10 protein-coding genes and 3 rRNA genes are annotated in these 17,939 nt (G+C 70.3%); 3 read left to right on the top strand and 10 right to left on the bottom strand.

Annotation, left to right across the window (positions count from 1 at the left end; genetic code table 11):
- Positions 1–24 precede the first annotated feature (24 nt).
- Positions 25–1,005: a helix-turn-helix domain-containing protein gene (locus ACTWM8_RS12665; protein ID WP_446213979.1), complete on the top strand. Its 981-nt coding sequence runs from the start codon at positions 25–27 to the stop codon at positions 1,003–1,005.
- Positions 1,006–1,181: 176 nt separating this feature from the next.
- Here the strand turns inward: ACTWM8_RS12665 and ACTWM8_RS12660 are convergent, their stop codons facing one another.
- The 5 genes from ACTWM8_RS12660 to ACTWM8_RS12640 all read right to left on the bottom strand — a co-directional run bounded on the left by ACTWM8_RS12660 (position 1,182) and on the right by ACTWM8_RS12640 (position 7,972).
- A complete protein-coding gene (locus ACTWM8_RS12660; RefSeq protein WP_446213978.1) occupies positions 1,182–4,913 on the bottom strand; it encodes a S8 family serine peptidase in 3,732 nt (1,243 codons plus the stop codon).
- A 299-nt stretch (positions 4,914–5,212) separates the two neighbouring features.
- Complete coding sequence (locus ACTWM8_RS12655; protein ID WP_446213977.1) at positions 5,213–6,097, bottom strand: NAD kinase; 885 nt, start codon at positions 6,095–6,097, stop codon at positions 5,213–5,215.
- Positions 6,098–6,194: 97 nt separating this feature from the next.
- Positions 6,195–7,055, bottom strand: coding sequence for a TlyA family RNA methyltransferase (locus tag ACTWM8_RS12650; protein ID WP_446213976.1), 861 nt, complete (start codon positions 7,053–7,055; stop codon positions 6,195–6,197).
- 19 nt (positions 7,056–7,074) lie between these two features.
- Positions 7,075–7,341 carry a hypothetical protein gene (locus ACTWM8_RS12645; RefSeq protein ID WP_446213975.1) on the bottom strand — a complete coding sequence of 89 codons (267 nt, stop codon included), beginning with the start codon at positions 7,339–7,341 and terminating at the stop codon, positions 7,075–7,077.
- A 25-nt stretch (positions 7,342–7,366) separates the two neighbouring features.
- The gene (locus ACTWM8_RS12640) at positions 7,367–7,972 is read right to left on the bottom strand and encodes a hypothetical protein (RefSeq protein WP_446213974.1); all 606 of its coding nucleotides are present in this window, start codon (positions 7,970–7,972) and stop codon (positions 7,367–7,369) included.
- 112 nt (positions 7,973–8,084) lie between these two features.
- On the opposite strand from ACTWM8_RS12640, the gene ACTWM8_RS12635 reads away from it, so the two are divergent.
- Positions 8,085–8,420: an SCP2 sterol-binding domain-containing protein gene (locus ACTWM8_RS12635; RefSeq protein WP_154937954.1), complete on the top strand. Its 336-nt coding sequence runs from the start codon at positions 8,085–8,087 to the stop codon at positions 8,418–8,420.
- 40 nt (positions 8,421–8,460) lie between these two features.
- Here the strand turns inward: ACTWM8_RS12635 and ACTWM8_RS12630 are convergent, their stop codons facing one another.
- Positions 8,461–9,483 carry an HAD-IIA family hydrolase gene (locus tag ACTWM8_RS12630; protein ID WP_446213973.1) on the bottom strand — a complete coding sequence of 341 codons (1,023 nt, stop codon included), beginning with the start codon at positions 9,481–9,483 and terminating at the stop codon, positions 8,461–8,463.
- On the bottom strand, positions 9,480–10,463 hold the full coding sequence (locus tag ACTWM8_RS12625) for a tetratricopeptide repeat protein (RefSeq protein ID WP_446213972.1): 984 nt from the start codon (positions 10,461–10,463) through the stop codon (positions 9,480–9,482). The genes ACTWM8_RS12630 and ACTWM8_RS12625 overlap by 4 nt, the downstream gene beginning before the upstream one ends.
- On the opposite strand from ACTWM8_RS12625, the gene ACTWM8_RS12620 reads away from it, so the two are divergent.
- Entirely contained in the window at positions 10,386–12,272 is a 1,887-nt protein-coding gene (locus tag ACTWM8_RS12620; protein ID WP_446213971.1) for a hypothetical protein, read from the top strand. The genes ACTWM8_RS12625 and ACTWM8_RS12620 overlap by 78 nt on opposite strands.
- Positions 12,273–12,362: 90 nt before the next feature.
- Here ACTWM8_RS12620 and rrf read toward each other — a convergent pair.
- From rrf to ACTWM8_RS12605, 3 genes are all read right to left on the bottom strand, one after another.
- A 5S ribosomal RNA gene (gene rrf, locus ACTWM8_RS12615) occupies positions 12,363–12,479 on the bottom strand.
- A gap of 87 nt (positions 12,480–12,566) precedes the next feature.
- A 23S ribosomal RNA gene (locus ACTWM8_RS12610) occupies positions 12,567–15,678 on the bottom strand.
- A gap of 370 nt (positions 15,679–16,048) precedes the next feature.
- A 16S ribosomal RNA gene (locus tag ACTWM8_RS12605) occupies positions 16,049–17,565 on the bottom strand.
- Together the 16S, 23S and 5S rRNA genes form the textbook arrangement of a ribosomal RNA operon.
- Positions 17,566–17,939: the final 374 nt, after the last annotated feature.

The following is a 17,939-nucleotide window of genomic DNA, read 5'->3' as shown; positions in this document are numbered from 1 at the left end:
GAGTCGTGCGTACAGTTCAGCCCCGTGTTGGACGTGATCGGCCTGACCCCGGACGAGGAGGAGCTGTACCGCCGCCTGGTGCAGCTCACCGTGGCGCGGGTCGACGAGCTGGCCCAGCGGCTGCGCCGCCCGCGCGCCGAGGTCGTCGCCCAGCTCGACGCCCTGCGCGACAAGGGGCTGGTCCTGCCGACCGGTCCCGACCCGGACGGGCCGCTGCGGCCGCTGGCCCCCGACGTCGCACTCGGCGAGGCGTTGCTGCGCCGCCAGGAGGCACTGGAGGCGGCCCGCGCGGCGGTCACCCGGCTCACCGAGGAGTACCGGGCCGGCCTGCGCAGGCACGACGCCGACCACCTGGTGGAGGTGATCACCGGCGCCGGGGTGCTCCGGGAACGGCTGCGCGACCTGCAGAACTCGGCGCGCAGCGAGGTGCTCTGGTTCTGCCGGGCGAACCCGTTGACGATGCCCGGATCGGAGAACGTCGAGGAGTTCGACGCGCTGGCCCGCGGGGTGCGCTACCGGGCCATCTACGAGCGGGAGATGCTCCTCGAACCGGGCGGGCTGGCGGACGTGGAGCGGGGCGTACGCGCCGGCGAGCAGGCCCGGGTGCTGGACCGGCTGCCGGTCCGGCTGGCCATCGTGGACGCCCGGACGGCGATCTGCCCGCTGGTGCCCGACCGGGACATCGGAGAGCCGAGCGCCGCGGTGATCGGCCGCAGCCAACTGCTCGACGCGCTGCTCGCCCTCTTCGAGAGCCACTGGCTGGTGGCCACCCCGGTGCGGTCCGCCGCGACGCCGGCCGGCGAGGCGGACGGCTACCTGCCGGACGCCGACGAGGTCCGGCTGCTCTCGCTCTTCGTGGCCGGGGTGCCGGACAAGTCCATCGCCTCCCAGCTCGGGGTGAGCCGGCGCACCGTGCAACGCCGGCTCGCCGACCTGATGACGGTCGCCGGGGTGGACACCCGCCCCGGCCTGGCCTACCAGGCCGCCCGGCGCGGCTGGCTCTGACCCGCCCGGCGGTCCCGCCACCGGCCGTGCCGCCGCCGGTCCCGCCACCCGAAGGCGGTGCCGGCGGCGGCCACTGGCCGCGACCCGGTCCGGGTGCCCACCACTTCTGGCGGGCAGCCGGACGGGTCGACGGAGGCGTCCGCGCGGGAGGGGGGTCGACCCGCGCGGACGCCGGCTCAGCGCAGCCCGTACGCGTCGATCACGGTCTGGTCGACGACGTTGCCGGCGCGGTCGGCGGCGTGCACCCGAAGCGACACCGCGCCGCGTCCAGCCGGCACGGTCGCGGTGAACTGCGTGCCCGAGCCGCGCACCGGCACGGTCCGCCAGTTGTGTCCGCCGTCGAACGACACCTCGACCCGCACCCCGACACCGGTCGGCGCCGGTACGCCGGCCGGCTGGCGCAGGGTCAGCCCCACCTTGTGCGGCTGGCCGCCGGGCACCTCGCCCCGCAGGTCCGCCGGGACCTGGTAGTCCACCTGCAGCAGCGACAGCGGCTGGGCGGCGTCACCGGTGGGCCGGGCCGAGGTGAACTGCCAGGCCGTCTCGGTACGCGTGGCCCACCGCCACTCGTCCGAGGAGCGCTGGGTGGTGATGTCCAGCCGGTACCGGGCCGCACCCGGGGTGGTCGGCACCGGTGCCCAGCCGCCGGACAGGTCGGCGATCTGCTGCCCGTCCCGGCTCAGCCGGCGCTCGACGGTGTCCTGCTCCTCGCTGAACCCGGCCGGGCTGTAGTGGCCGTCGGCGTCGACGAACTCGGCCACCCGCAGGTCGAGGTTGTCCCCGGTACGCGTGGGCAGCGGCACCCCGCCGCCGGCCGGCACCGCCGGGCGCGCAACCGGAGCGTGCCAGGTCTCGGTGACCCGGTCGTCGGCGGCGTACCGCCGGGGCTGCTCGATGGCGCCCCCGTTCAGCCGACCCCAGGACCAGGGGAGCCGGTGCAGCACCCGCTGCTGCCACCAGTTGTCCCCGGCGCTGACGAACTCCTGCCGCGTGGTGCCGGTACGCACCAACCGCTTTTCGTCCATCCAGGAGTACTGCTGCCAGGGCCGCCAGCCGAACCGCTGCTCGCCGGTCCAGTCGAACCCGCCGGTGTCGGCGTAGCGGGCGGTCACCTCGGCGGTGTTGTCCGCGGTCACCCGGTGCACGATGCGATCCGGGATCCGCCCCTTCGACACCTGCCACACGTCGTACAGGTAGGGGCTGTTCGCGGTCAGCGTCAGGTCCAGCGTCACGCGTCCGGCCTTCGCCGCCGCGATCATCCGCTGCCCGTCGTCGTACGCGACCACCATCGACGGGATCGGCAGGCGGTCCCCGTCGGGAGCCCAGTCCGTCCACGCGCTCCAATTCGCCGGCCGGACGATGAGCACCATCGCGGCGCCGGCCGCGGTGGCGTCGGCGACCATCTGGTCCTCCGCAACATGCTCGGGATTGCCGGCGACCAGCGCGGCCGCACCCCGAACCCCGGCTCGGGACAGCTCGGCGGGGGTGCCGTCGCCCGCCCACACCAGCGGCAGCTTCCGCCGGCCGTCCGGAGCCGGCGACTGGCGCAGCAGGTTGATGTCCAGCGGACCGGAGACGTTGCTGACCTGGGCGTCCACCATGGGGGCGACCAGCTGCCAGCGGGAGGCGAACTCGAACTCGCCCTGGCGCACCGGCCGGGTCGGCGTGACGTTCACCTGCTGGATCGTGCTGAACTCCATCACGCCGTGGTCGACCTGCCGGCCGTTGCCGAAGATCCGGTGCTCGAAGAAGCTGAGCACCGCCCGCTGCTCGGTCGGCTTCGGCGTCTCGATCCGCACCGGCGTGGCCTTGCGCGGGTCGAGCACCACGGTGAGGTCCCGGTCGACCATCAGCTCGGGATCGGTGACCAGGGTGAGCTGCTCGTCCAGCGGTGCGCCGTGATGGATCAGCCCCTCGAGCAGGTATGGGCCCTCCTCGACCTGCACCTGCACCTCGCCGGGGATCCAACCGAGCTGGTCCGACTCGGGGTGCTCGCCGAAGAGGGTGAACACCGTCGCCACGCCGGGCTGCCCGGCCATGTCCAGGGCGCGCAGGGTGACGGTGTGGATGGGGCCGCTGAGGGTGAGCCCGACGGCCGTACGTACCGCGACACCGTCCGCGCCGGTGGCCACCAGCCACCCTCCGTGCACTCCCCGGTCCAGCTTCGCCGGGTCGGCGTGCAGCGGGACGTTCACGCTGCCGCCGGCCGGCACGGTCACCTCCGTGCCGTCGAGCGACACCCCGTCCGGCTCGGCCGCATCGCGGTCCAGGTTGCGGAGCTCCAGGGCCAGCCGCAGGGTCTGCGGGGACGACGTGCCGTTGGTGTACGTCACGGTCCGCTCCGCCACCGCACCGCCGGTGTTCACCCGGCCGAAGTCGGCGGTGGCCGAGCCGTACACCCGCTGGCTCAGCGCGCGGGCCACGTCCACCCGGCCGCCGCCCTGCTCAAAGACGGTCAGCGCGGGGTTCGCCTTCGTCGTGCTGACCAGCGCGTCCTTGAGCTTCCCGGCGGTCCAGTCCGGGTGTTCCTGGGCGAGGATCGCCACCGCGCCGGCGACGTGCGGGGTCGCCATCGACGTCCCGGACGCCCGCGTGTACGCGTCGTCCACCGGCGTACCCATGGTGGTGCCGGCGGCCCGGGCGGCGACGATTCCGACGCCCGGCGCGGTGATCTCCGGCTTCAGGCCGTTGTCGCCCAGCCGCGGGCCGCGGCTGGAGAACTCGGCCAGATTGTCGTCGCGGTCCACCGCGCCGACGGTGAGCGCCGCGCTGGCCGCGCCCGGCGATCCGACGGTTTGCGCCGCGCCCGAGTTGCCGGCGGCGATCACGAAGAGCGTGCCGGTCTCGGCGGTGAGGTCGTTGACCGCCTGGCTCATCGGGTCGGTGCCGTCGGTGGCCGAGCCGCCGAGGCTCATGCTGACCACCTTCGCGCCGGAGTGGGCGGCCCACTCCATGCCCGCGATGATGTCCGAGCCGTAACCGCTGCCGTTGTCGGCGAGCACCTTGCCGATCAGCAGCTGCGCGCCGGGGGCGACGCCCTTGCGCAGCCCGTCGGAGGCGGCGCCGCTGCCGGCGATGGTGGCCGCCACGTGAGTGCCGTGGCCGTGCCCGTCCCGGGCGCTGCCGCTGCCGGTGAAGTCCTGCGTCCCGGCGATCCGGCCGGCCAGGTCGGAGTGGGTGGCGTCGACCCCGGTGTCGAGCACCGCGACCCGGACGCCGTTGCCGTCCCGGCCGGACGCCCAGGCCGCCGGGGCGCCGATCTGCGGCACGCTGTGCTCCAGATCCGCGTGGACCCGCCCGTCCAGCCAGACCCGGGCGATGCCGGCGCCGAGCCGGGGCGCGCCGGCGGTGGTCCGCGCCTCCGGCGTGCCGCGCAGCGTTGTCCACAGGCCGCCAAGGTCGCCCTTGCCGACCCGCAGCGCCGCGCCGTTGATGCTCTCCAGCGGCCGGGCGGCGGTGGCGCCGGCGAGCGGCCGCACCCGCCCGGCGGCCGGTTCCTGGTAGCGCACGATCAGCGGCAGCGCGCCCTGCGCGGCGTCGCCGTAGCCCTCGGCGACCAACTCCTGCACGTCGAACAGGTCGGGGTCGAGCACCCCGGCGGAGACGTACGGCACGACGTCGCTGGGCAGCACCCGCAGCCCGCCGTCGGCCTCCACGGTGTGGAAGGTGATCCGCTCGCGGCCCGAGCCGGGGCGAACCGTGGCGGCGACCCGGCCGGGCGCGGCCTGGACCAGGTCGACCTGGTCGCCGGTGATCAGCGTGATGCGGGCGGGCGCGGTGCCCGGGACGGGCGCGGCCGGGATCGGGCCGGTGGGCCGGGCGGGCGGGGCGGCGGACGCCGATGCGGCGAGTCCGACCACCAACGCGCCGACCGCGCCGGCGGCGAGCCAGCGTGGGGGCCAGTGCATGCGATGCGCTCCTCTTCTCCGATGGTCGGTCCCAAAAGATCGACCGATCGGAGTCTGCGACGGAGATCATCGATGGTCACTAGTTGCGGCCCGCCGCATCGGCGACATGTCGCCAGGTGGACAGCGGGCGGCGGCGGCCGGACGGCCGGGTGGCCGGCGGGTGGACGGACACCGGCGTAACCGGTGGGCGAGCGACGACGGCCCGCGCCGTCGCCCGGGCGCCGTGGCCCTGCCGGATGTCCGCGCTGGGCGGCGAACCGGCTCGGGCCGGCGGGTGTGGGCGGACCGATCGCCGCGGGTCAGCGGCGGGAGCCGCGCCACCCCTGCACGGGCAGGTCGAACTTGGCGACCAGGCGGTCGGTGAACGGCCGGGCCCGCAGCCGGACGATGCGCACCGGCAGCGCGCCGCGGCGCACCGTCACCCGGGCGCCCGGCGGGAGGTCGAAGACCCGCCGGCCGTCGCAGCAGAGCACCGCGAGGGTGGTGAACGGGTCCACGGTGATCGAGAACGTGGAGGTCGGCGCGGTCACCAGCGGGCGGCTGAACAGCGCGTGCGCGCTGATCGGCACCAGCAGCAGGGCCTCCACCTCGGGCCAGACCACCGGGCCGCCGCCGGAGAAGGCGTACGCGGTGGAGCCGGTGGGGGTCGCGCAGACCACCCCGTCGCAGCCGTACCGGGACAGCGGGCGGCCGTCGACGTCGACGAGCAGCTCCAGCATCTGGGCCCGCTCGCCCTTCTCGACGCTGATCTCGTTGAGCGCCCAGGACTCGATGGTCGGCCCGCCGTCGAACTCGGCGGTCACGTCGAGGGTGAGCCGTTCGTCCACGGTGTAGTTGCGCCCGACCACGTCGCGGACCGCCACGTCGAGGTCGTTGATCTCGGCCTCGGCGAGGAAGCCGACCTTGCCGAGGTTGATGCCGAGCAGCGGCGCCTTGGCCGGCCGGGCCAGCTCGGCCGCGCGCAGGAAGGTGCCGTCCCCGCCGAGGGCGAAGACGATCTCGGCGCCCTCGGCCGCCTCCGGCCCGGTCACCGGCACCACGCCGGGCAGGTCGAGGTCGTCGGCCTCCTCGGCCACCACCCGCACCTCGAAGCCGGCGGCGATGAGGTCGGCGGCCACGGCCCGGGCGTGTTCGGTGCTGCGCCGCCGCCCGGTGTGCGTGACCAGCAGCGCGGTGCGGCTCACCGGGCCACCCGCCCGTGCGTGCCGCCGGGGCTCACCCCGTCGCTGTCGCCCACCGGATCCGCCTCTCGTCCCCCGCTCGTCGGGCTCCGCTCGTCGCTCACCCTGTCACCTCCCCGGTCCGGTCCACCGGCAGATCGCCGGCGCTGGCCGGGCCCGCAGGCCCCGCCGCCACCACGGCCCGCACCCGCTCGGGGTCGGCCGCCGGGGCGTCCCGGCGTAACCATACGAAGAACTCGACGTTGCCGCTGGGTCCCGGCAGTGGACTGGCCGCCACGTCGGCCAGGCCCAGCCCGAGCCCGGCCGCGGCGGCGGCCACGTCGAGCACCGCCTCGGCGCGCAGCGCCGGGTCGCGGACCACGCCGCCGGCACCCACCCGCTCCTTGCCCACCTCGAACTGCGGCTTGACCATCAACGCCAGGTCGCCGTCGGCGCGGGTACAGCCGGCCAGCGCCGGCAGCACCAGGCGCAGCGAGATGAACGACAGGTCGGCCACGGTCAGGTCCACCTCACCGCCGATGACCTCCGGGGTCAGGGTACGAACGTTGGTGCGCTCGAAGACCCGCACCCGCTCGTCGGTGCGCAGCGGCCAGGCGAGCTGGCCGTACCCGACGTCCACCGCCACGACCTCGGCGGCGTCGGCGCGCAGCAGCACGTCGGTGAAGCCGCCGGTGGAGGCGCCCGCGTCGAGGCAGCGCCGCCCGGCGACGGTCAACCCGCCCGGCGTGAACGCCGCGAGGGCGCCGGCCAGCTTGTGGCCGCCCCGGGAGACGTACTCGAAGCTGGGGTCCTCGCCGGTGACCAGCAGCGGGTCGGCCGGGTCGACCATCGCGGCGGCCTTGCGCGCCGGCACGCCGCGCAGCTGGACCCGGCCGGCCTCGACCAGCGCGGCCGCCTGCTCCCGGGAGCGGGCCAGACCGCGGCGGACGAGTTCGGCGTCGAGGCGGGTACGACGTGCCATGGGGTGGTTCTCCGGTCGTTCAGGCCTGGTCGATGGTGGCGAGGGTCTCCTGCAGCGTCTGGTACGCCGCCTCGTACTGGGCGATCTGGTCGGCCGGGGGCAGCCCCTCGGCGTTGATCATCGCCTGCACGGCGGCGTCGACGGCCGGGTGGTGCGCCTCCTCGACGTCCTCGGACCCGCTCGGCGGCGGCCCCGGCCGGGGCCCGGGCGGCGGACCGGGACGCGCCCCCGGTGGCGGCCCCGGACGCGCGCCGGGCGGCGGCCCGGGGCGGAACGGGGCGCTCACCGGGCGCTCCGGCCGGCGGCGGGCGTCATTCCTCGCCGCCGGTGGTCCGCTTGCGTGGGGCGGCCTTCTTCACCGGTCGGGCCGGCGACGTCACGCCGTCGCCGGTGGTGGTGCTCACCGACGCCGGTGGCTTCTTGGCGATGGCCTTCTTGGCCACGGCCTTCTTCGCCACCGCCTTGGTCGGGGCGGGGACCGGCGGGCCCGACGGGGCGGCGCCGGTGGGGCCGGCCGCCTCGCCGGCGGTGGCCGGACCGGCCGCGCCGGTCGGGGCGACACCCGACGGGGTCACGCCGACCGGCGACGTGCCCGGCAGCGGCCCGCCCGGGCCGCCCTTGGCCTCGCGCAGCTGCCGCTCCAGCTCGTGCACCCGGCGGGTCAGCTCGGCGACCTCGTCGGCGGTAGCCAGACCGACCGCCCCGAGCGCCCGGTCCACCTCGAAGCGGACCAGCTTGGTCAGCGCCTCACGGTTGGCGGCGCCGGTGGAGACGAGTTCCTCGGCGAGCGCCTGGAGCTGGGCGGCGGTCGCGCCGCCCGTGCCGACCAGCCGCCGCGCGGCGTCCTGGGCCTTCTTCCGGGGCGCCTCCGTCAGGCCCATGGCCAGCTCGAGGTAGGCGCGCCACGCATCCTGCATGCCGGTTTTCCTTCCGCGGGGCGGGGTGTGCGGGTCTCACGCTACCGGGCGCCCCGGACGACCCATTGCGGTACGGTGCCGAGAAATGGCGTGGCGGGTGTGAGGAGACGATGTGGCCAGCGTGGACGAGTGCCGGCAGGCGTTGCACGATCTCGCGAGCCGGTTGGAGCGCCACGCCGAGGTGGGCCAGCGCATCGACCTGGACCGCACGCTCGCCTGCCGCGTCACCGACCTGGACACCGCGTTCCACGGCCGGATCACCGGCGGTCGGCTGGTCGACCTGGCCGACGGCGACGACCCCAAGGCCAAGATCGCCCTGATCACCGGCAGCGACGACCTGGTCGCCCTGGTGCACGGTCAGCTCGACATCACCAAGGCGGTCGCCTCCCGCCGGGTCTCGATCAAGGCGAACCCGTTCGACCTGATGAAGCTCCGCAAGCTGCTCTGACGGCCGGCGCGGCGTCCGCCGGCCGCGAGGGCCGGGCCGGTCAGGCCGACAGGCCGAGCGCCGCGAGGGCGCGTTGCGCCTCCGGCGTCGCCGGGCGCACGTCCGCGGCGTCCACCGGCGCCGACCAGGCCGCCGCGCAGAGCACCACGAGGGCGTCCAGCGGCCGTCCCGCGCCGCGCAGCTCCAGGCCGCCGTCGACCCGGGCCGCGGACCAGCCGCCGGTGTCCGGCTCGCCGGGCAGCCCGGCCACCGCCGCCGGGTCGAAGAGCCCAGCCAGGTTCATCGCCACGTACGTCGGGCGGCGCGACTCGGGCGCCGCCAGCAGTTCGGGTACGTCGCTGACGCCGGTCAGCACCAGCAGGCTGTCCAGCCCGGCACGGCAGGCACCCTCGATGTCGGTGTCCAGGCGGTCGCCGACGACCAGCGTCCGGCCCGCACCGGCGCGGCGGGCGGCGGTGGCGAACAGGGCGGCCTCGGGCTTGCCGACGACCACGTCCGGCTCCCGCTCGAGAGCGTGCCGCAGCGCGGCCACCAGCGAGCCGTTGCCGGGCAGCGGGCCACGGCCGCTGGGCAGCGTCCGGTCGGTGTTGGTGGCCACCCAGGTCGCCCCGGCACGGATCGCGACGGACGCCTCGGCCAGGTCCGCCCAGCCCACCTGCGGGCCGTACCCCTGGACCACCGCGACCGGCGACTCGTCGGCGCGGGCGACCGGGGTGAGCCCGGCGGCGCGGATCTCGGCGCGCAGCGCCTCCGCGCCGACGACCAGGACCGGCGCCCCGGCGGGGAACCGGTCGCGGAGCAGCTCGGCGGCGGCCGCGGCGGAGGTCAGCACCTCCTGCGGCTCGGCCGGCACGCCCATGCCGGTGAGCAGGTGGGCGACCTCGCTCGACCGGCGCGAGGCGTTGTTGGTCGCGTACGCGACCGCGCGGCCGTCGGCGTGCAGCCGGCCGACCGCCTCGACGGCGCCGGGGATCGGCCGGTCGATCAGGTAGATCACCCCGTCCAGGTCGAACACGACCAGGGTGTACCCGTCGACCAGCCGATCCCCGGCGACCTCGGTCATCGCTGGTCCGACTCCGACCCCCGCCCGGCCGGCTCGTCGCCGGCCGGCGGCACCGCGTCACTCACGGTCGGCTCGGCGTCGGTCGCGCGCGGCTCGGCCGCGACGGCCGTGGCCGCCTCGTCGGTGAGCTCGTCGTCGGTGAGCCCGTCCGCGTCACGGTCGTCGTCGTCCTCGTCGCGGTCGTCGTCGTCCTCGTCGCGGTCGTCGTCTTCGTCGTCCTCGTCGAAGTCGTCGTCCTCGTCGCGGTCGTCGTCCTCGTCGAAGTCGTCGTCCTCGTCGTCGCGGTCGCCGGTGGCGGCGGTCAGGTCGACGTCCGGCTGCGCCGGCACCGCGCCGGGCGCGCCCGGACCGGTGGCGACCTCCTCGGCCGGCTCGTCGTCCTCCTCGTCGCCCTCGATCAGCACGCCGTCGAGTTCGAGCAGCCGCTCCGCCGCGTCGGTCTCACCGTCGGTGTCCACGTCGGCAGCGCGGGAGAACCACTCGCGGGCCTCCTCGCGACGACCGACGGCCAGCAGCGCGTCGGCGTAGGCGTAGCGCAGCCGGGCGGTCCACGGGTCGGTCGAGTCGGTGGTCAGCTCGGGAACCTGGAGCATGGCCACCGCAGCGTCCTTCTGCCCGAGGTCACCCCGGGCACCGGCGGCCACGATCAGCAGCTCGATGGCGACGGCCTGGTCGAGCTTCTCCCGGTCGGCGCCCCGGAACAGGTCGATGGCCCGCTCCGGACGCCCCAGCGCCCGCTCGCAGTCGGCGAGCACCGCCAGGTGGCTCTGCAACCCGGTCATCCGGTGGTACGTCCGCAGCTCGGCGATGGCCGTCTGCCACTCCCCGGCGTGGTACGCGGCCAGTCCGACCGCCTCCCGTACCGCGGAGATCCGCGAGGCCAGCCGGCGGGCCGCCATCGCGTGGGCGAGCGCCTCGGCGGGGTCCTCGTCGATCAGCTGACCGGTCGCGACCAGGTGCCGGGCGACGGTCTCCGCCACCGGCTTGTTCAGCGAGAGCAGTTCGGCGCGGACGGCCGTGTCGAGGTCGGTCGCGGAGATCTCGTCCGGCAGCGCCGGCGCGACCGCACGACCACCCTCGGCCTCGTCCTGCCGCTCGCGGTCGGGGCCGAAGCCACCCTCGCGACGCCGGTCCTCGAAGCCCCGCTGGTCGTCACGACGCGGCCGGTCACCGTACCCGCCACGCTCGCCGCCACGCTCGGGCCGGTCGCCACCCCGGTAGCCGCCCTCACGGCGCTCACCGCCGCGGTAGCCACCCTCGCGGCGCTCGCCGCCACGGAAGCCACCCTCACGGGGCGCCTCGCCGTCGCGGCGGAAGCCGCCCTCACGGCGCTCACCGCCACGGTAGCCACCCTCACGGGGCGCCTCGCCGTCACGGCGGAAACCCTCGCGGCGCTCGCCGCCCCGCGTGTCGCCCTCGCGGCGGAAGCCACCCTCACGGCGCTCGCCACCGCGGAAGCCGCCACCACGGGGGGCCTCGCCGTCGCGACGGAAACCACCCTCGCGGCGCTCGCCGCCCCGGGTGTCGCCGTCACGGCGGAAGCCACCCTCACGACGGTCACGGTCACCGCCGGCGAAGCCGCCCTCACGACGCTCGCCGCCACGGTAGCCACCACCGCGCGGCGCCTCGCCGTCGCGGCGGAAACCACCCTCGCGCGGACCGGAACGGTAGCCGCCCTCACGGCGCTCGCCGTCACGGAAGCCGCCACCACGGGGGGCCTCGCCGTCGCGACGGAAACCACCTTCGCGGCGCTCGCCGCCACGGGTGTCACCGTCGCGGCGGAAGCCACCCTCACGCGGACCGGAGCGGAAGCCGCCCTCACGGCGGTCACCGCCGCGGAATCCACCCTCACGGGGCGCCTCGCCGTCGCGGCGGAAGCCACCCTCACGGCGCTCGCCGCCACGCGTGTCACCGTCGCGGCGGAAACCACCCTCACGCGGACCGGAACGGAAACCGCCCTCACGACGGTCACCGCCGGCGAAGCCACCTTCGCGGCGCTCGCCACCACGGAAACCGCCACCGCGCGGCGCCTCGCCGTCGCGGCGGAAACCACCCTCGCGACGGTCGCCGCCACGGAAGCCACCCTCACGGGGCGCCTCGCCGTCGCGGCGGAAGCCACCCTCGCGACGGTCGCCGCCACGCGTGTCACCGTCCCGGCGGAAACCACCCTCACGCGGACCGGAACGGAAACCGCCCTCACGACGGTCACCGCCGGCGAAGCCACCTTCGCGGCGCTCGCCACCACGGAAACCGCCACCACGCGGCGCCTCGCCGTCCCGGCGGAAACCACCCTCGCGACGGTCACCGCCACGGAAGCCACCCTCACGCGGTGCCTCGCCATCGCGGCGGAAACCACCCTCACGCGGACCCGAACGGAAGCCACCCTCGCGGCGGTCACCGTCTCGGAAGCCGCCGCTGCGGGGGGCGTCGCTGCGGGGGGCGCCGCCGTCACGGCGGAAGCCGCCCTCACGACGGTCACCGCTCGGCGCGTCACCGTCGCGGCGGAAGCCACCCTCGCGACGGTCACCGCTCGGCGCGTCACCGTCGCGGCGGAAGCCACCCTCGCGAGGACCGGAACGGAACCCGCCCTCGCGGCGGTCGCCGCCGCGGAAGCCACCGCCGTCACGGCCGCCGCGGTCGGCACCCGAGCCGCCCCGCTGGCCGCCTCGGTCGTCGCGGTCTCCCCGGTACGGGGGACGGTCGTCCCGACGCGGGCCGGCGCCTCGCCCTTCGGGGCGGTCGGCGCGATCCTGGTAACGGCGCGGACGATCTCCGCCCTGCGGTTCTGAACTCACAGGTACATCCTTCCTCATTGCGCCATCAGTGGCGCTACGCAGTCGAGGGCCGACCCGGATGGGGCGGCCCTCGACTGGAAGATTGTCCGGCGGTGTCCTACTCTCCCACACCCTCCCGAGTGCAGTACCATCGGCGCTGGAGGGCTTAGCTTCCGGGTTCGGAATGTTACCGGGCGTTTCCCCTCCGCCATGACCGCCGTAACTCTATCGACATGTCAAACAACTCGACCAGCAATGCTGGGTGTTGTTCGTTTGTCGGGAGTTGCACAGTGGACGCGTAGCAGCTTTGTAGTCAAGTCCTCGGCCTATTAGTACCGGTCAACTGAACCCGTTACCGGGCTTACATTTCCGGCCTATCAACCCAGTCGTCTAGCTGGGGGCCTTACCCATCCAAAGGATGGTGGGATACCTCATCTTGAAGCGAGCTTCCCGCTTAGATGCTTTCAGCGGTTATCCCTTCCGAACGTAGCTAACCAGCCGTGCCCCTGGCGGGACAACTGGCACACCAGAGGTTCGTCCGTCCCGGTCCTCTCGTACTAGGGACAGCCCTTCTCAAGTATCCTACGCGCACGGCGGATAGGGACCGAACTGTCTCACGACGTTCTAAACCCAGCTCGCGTACCGCTTTAATGGGCGAACAGCCCAACCCTTGGGACCTGCTACAGCCCCAGGATGCGACGAGCCGACATCGAGGTGCCAAACCATCCCGTCGATATGGACTCTTGGGGAAGATCAGCCTGTTATCCCCGGGGTACCTTTTATCCGTTGAGCGACACCGCTTCCACTCGCAAGTGCCGGATCACTAGTCCCGACTTTCGTCCCTGCTCGACCTGTCAGTCTCACAGTCAAGCTCCCTTGTGTACTTGCACTCAACACCTGATTGCCAACCAGGCTGAGGGAACCTTTGGGCGCCTCCGTTACCCTTTAGGAGGCAACCGCCCCAGTTAAACTACCCACCAGACACTGTCCCTGAACCGGATAACGGTCCGAAGTTAGATACCCAAATCAACCAGAGTGGTATTTCAAGATTGCCTCCACCCATACTGGCGTATGGACTTCACCGGCTCCCACCTATCCTACACAAGCTAATTCGGATACCAATGTCAAGCTATAGTAAAGGTCCCGGGGTCTTTCCGTCCTGCCGCGCGTAACGAGCATCTTTACTCGTAATGCAATTTCGCCGGGCCTGTGGTTGAGACAGTGGGGAAGTCGTTACGCCATTCGTGCAGGTCGGAACTTACCCGACAAGGAATTTCGCTACCTTAGGATGGTTATAGTTACCACCGCCGTTTACTGGCGCTTAAGTTCTCCGCTTCGCCCCGAAGAGCTAACAGGTCCCCTTAACGTTCCAGCACCGGGCAGGCGTCAGTCCATATACATCGAATTACTTCTTCGCATGGACCTGTGTTTTTAGTAAACAGTCGCTTCCCCCTGCTCTCTGCGGCCATACAACGCTCCACCCGCGTGGGGCTTCACGTCTCCGGCCCCCCTTCTCCCTAAGTTACGGGGGCAATTTGCCGAGTTCCTTAACCACAGTTCGCCCGATCGCCTCGGTATTCTCTACCTGACCACCTGTGTCGGTTTGGGGTACGGGCCGCTAAGAACTCGCTAGAGGCTTTTCTCGGCAGCATAGGATCACTGACTTCACCTGAATCGGCTCGGCATCACGTCTCAGCCTTCATGCACCACGGATTTGCCTATGGTGCGGCCTACACGCTTACCCCGGCACAACCACCGGCCGGGCTCAGCTACCTTCCTGCGTCACCCCATCGCTTGACTACTACCCGCCAGGTTCCCACGCTCACCAACATTGACCCGAAGGTCGCCGCCGGTTTGGGTGGTTAGCACAGCGAGGTTCGTCAGGGTCGCTCTTTCGCGGGTACGGGAATATCAACCCGTTGTCCATCGACTACGCCTCTCGGCCTCGCCTTAGGTCCCGACTCACCCAGGGCGGATTAGCCTGGCCCTGGAACCCTTGGTCATCCGGCGGAAGGGTTTCTCACCCTTCTTTCGCTACTCATGCCTGCATTCTCACTCGTGCCGCGTCCACAACTGGGTCACCCCGTTGCTTCACCCGCGGCACGACGCTCCCCTACCCATCCACACACCTGCACAAGGAATCAAGTCCAAGCGAGGTTGAAATGTGAATGCCACAGCTTCGGCGGTGTGCTTGAGCCCCGCTACATTGTCGGCGCGGAACCACTTGACCAGTGAGCTATTACGCACTCTTTAAAGGGTGGCTGCTTCTAAGCCAACCTCCTGGTTGTCTATGCGACCCCACATCCTTTTCCACTTAGCACACGCTTAGGGGCCTTAGCTGGTGATCTGGGCTGTTTCCCTCTCGACTACGAAGCTTATCCCCCGCAGTCTCACTGCCGCGCTCTCACTTACCGGCATTCGGAGTTTGGCTGATTTCGGTAAGCTTGTGGGCCCCCTAGACCATCCAGTGCTCTACCTCCGGCAAGAAACACGCGACGCTGCACCTAAATGCATTTCGGGGAGAACCAGCTATCACGGAGTTTGATTGGCCTTTCACCCCTAACCACAGGTCATCCCCCAACTTTTCAACGTTGGTGGGTTCGGCCCTCCACGCGGTCTTACCCGCGCTTCAGCCTGCCCATGGCTAGATCACTCCGCTTCGGGTCTAGAGCATGCGACTGAATCGCCCTATTCAGACTCGCTTTCGCTACGGCTCCCCCACACGGGTTAACCTCGCCACATGCCACTAACTCGCAGGCTCATTCTTCAAAAGGCACGCCGTCACCCCGCAAGGCTCCGACGGATTGTAGGCGAACGGTTTCAGGTACTATTTCACTCCCCTCCCGGGGTACTTTTCACCATTCCCTCACGGTACTCGTCCGCTATCGGTCACCAGGAAGTATTTAGGCTTACCAGGTGGTCCTGGCAGATTCACGGCAGATTTCAGGGGTCCGCCGCTACTCGGGAACACCCACAGAAGGTCAGCAACTTTCACGTACCGGACTATCACCGTCTACGGTTGGCTTTTCCACACCATTCGGCTAGCCACTGACTTTGTAACTCCTCGAGTGCATGTCAGTACACTCAGTAGGGTCCCACAACCCCGACCACGCAACCCCTGACAGGTATCACACGCAGCCGGTTTAGCCTCGATCCGCTTTCGCTCGCCACTACTCACGGAATCACTAAATTTGTTTTCTCTTCCTACGGGTACTGAGATGTTTCACTTCCCCGCGTTCCCTCCATACACCCTATGTGTTCAGGTGCAGGTGACACCACATGACTGGTGCCGGGTTTCCCCATTCGGACACCCTGGGATCACAGCTTGGTTGACAGCTCCCCCAGGCCTATCGCGGCCTCCCACGTCCTTCATCGGCTCCTGGTGCCAAGGCATCCACCGTTCGCCCTTGACAACTTGACCACAAAGATGCTCGCGTCCACTGTGCAATTCTCAACAAACGACCAACCCACAACCCGATCCGCCCCACACCAGCCCGACCAACCGCCGGCGGTATGCGAGGCCAGGCCATGCCTGGCAACCGTCCCCCACCACAGGTGGGGTCATGGTTCTGAAAGACAACCGATGGTTGTTCTTTCAGGACCCAACAGGGTGCTTTGCGTTCCTCCTCAGCCGCACCAGGACTCCGTTCCCACCACACGAGGTGGCTGTACTAGGTGATCCCGGCCGTTGCCGAGCACGAACTCGCCAGTGTCTCCGCCATTGAGCACCCCACCATCGCATTCGGATGGCGCGGGCTCCTTGCACCCTTTCGGGTGAAGGTGCTCCTTAGAAAGGAGGTGATCCAGCCGCACCTTCCGGTACGGCTACCTTGTTACGACTTCGTCCCAATCGCCAGCCCCACCTTCGACGGCTCCCTCCCACAAGGGGTTGGGCCACCGGCTTCGGGTGTTGCCGACTTTCGTGACGTGACGGGCGGTGTGTACAAGGCCCGGGAACGTATTCACCGCAGCGTTGCTGATCTGCGATTACTAGCGACTCCGACTTCACGGGGTCGAGTTGCAGACCCCGATCCGAACTGAGACCGGCTTTTTGGGATTCGCTCCACCTCACGGTATCGCAGCCCATTGTACCGGCCATTGTAGCATGCGTGAAGCCCTGGACATAAGGGGCATGATGACTTGACGTCATCCCCACCTTCCTCCGAGTTGACCCCGGCAGTCTTCGATGAGTCCCCGCCATAACGCGCTGGCAACATCGAACGAGGGTTGCGCTCGTTGCGGGACTTAACCCAACATCTCACGACACGAGCTGACGACAGCCATGCACCACCTGTGACCGCCCCCGAAGGACCTCACATCTCTGTGAGTTTTGCGGCCATGTCAAACCCAGGTAAGGTTCTTCGCGTTGCATCGAATTAATCCGCATGCTCCGCCGCTTGTGCGGGCCCCCGTCAATTCCTTTGAGTTTTAGCCTTGCGGCCGTACTCCCCAGGCGGGGCGCTTAATGCGTTAGCTGCGGCACAGGGAACCGGAGAGGCCCCCCACACCTAGCGCCCAACGTTTACAGCGTGGACTACCAGGGTATCTAATCCTGTTCGCTCCCCACGCTTTCGCTCCTCAGCGTCAGTATCGGCCCAGAGACCCGCCTTCGCCACCGGTGTTCCTCCTGATATCTGCGCATTTCACCGCTACACCAGGAATTCCAGTCTCCCCTACCGAACTCTAGCCTGCCCGTATCGACCGCAGGCTTGGGGTTGAGCCCCAAGTTTTCACGGTCGACGCGACAAGCCGCCTACGAGCTCTTTACGCCCAATAAATCCGGACAACGCTCGCGCCCTACGTCTTACCGCGGCTGCTGGCACGTAGTTGGCCGGCGCTTCTTCTGCAGGTACCGTCACTTACGCTTCGTCCCTGCTGAAAGAGGTTTACAACCCGAAGGCCGTCATCCCTCACGCGGCGTCGCTGCATCAGGCTTCCGCCCATTGTGCAATATTCCCCACTGCTGCCTCCCGTAGGAGTCTGGGCCGTGTCTCAGTCCCAGTGTGGCCGGTCGCCCTCTCAGGCCGGCTACCCGTCGTCGCCTTGGTAGGCCATCACCCCACCAACAAGCTGATAGGCCGCGAGCCCATCCCAGGCCGAAAAACTTTCCACCCAGCCTCATGCGAGGCCAGGTCATATTCGGTATTAGCCCCGGTTTCCCGGGGTTATCCCAAAGCCTAGGGCAGGTTGCTCACGTGTTACTCACCCGTTCGCCGCTCGAGTACCCCGAAGGGCCTTTCCGCTCGACTTGCATGTGTTAAGCACGCCGCCAGCGTTCGTCCTGAGCCAGGATCAAACTCTCCAACAAAAACTTGTTGAAAACATGTCCTGACAACAAAAGTGTTGCCAAAGGAATCCCAACCAGCCAGACACAAAGCCTGACCAGTCCGGGGTATAAATCATAATTGGCACTGGCTTTTCAAGCACCCTGTTGAGTTCTCAAAGAACAACCACACACCGCCCGGAAACCCCCCGAAGAGGACCCCCGACCCGGGGCATTTTCGCTCTATCGTGACCGTCGCTTTCCGCGCCGGGCACTTTTACTACGTTACCCGCTGATATCCGCCGTGTCAAACCGCTCTGTCGCGATCCGCACCACTTCCACCACAATTACGGGCACCACAAAACCACCGGCTCTCACCGCTGTCCTCATGGCTTCCGACAGGCCGGCCGCTACGGTTT

The sequence above is a fragment of the Micromonospora sp. IBSANI012 genome (genome assembly GCF_052814045.1).
This window is presented reverse-complemented; position numbering and strand designations above follow the sequence as displayed.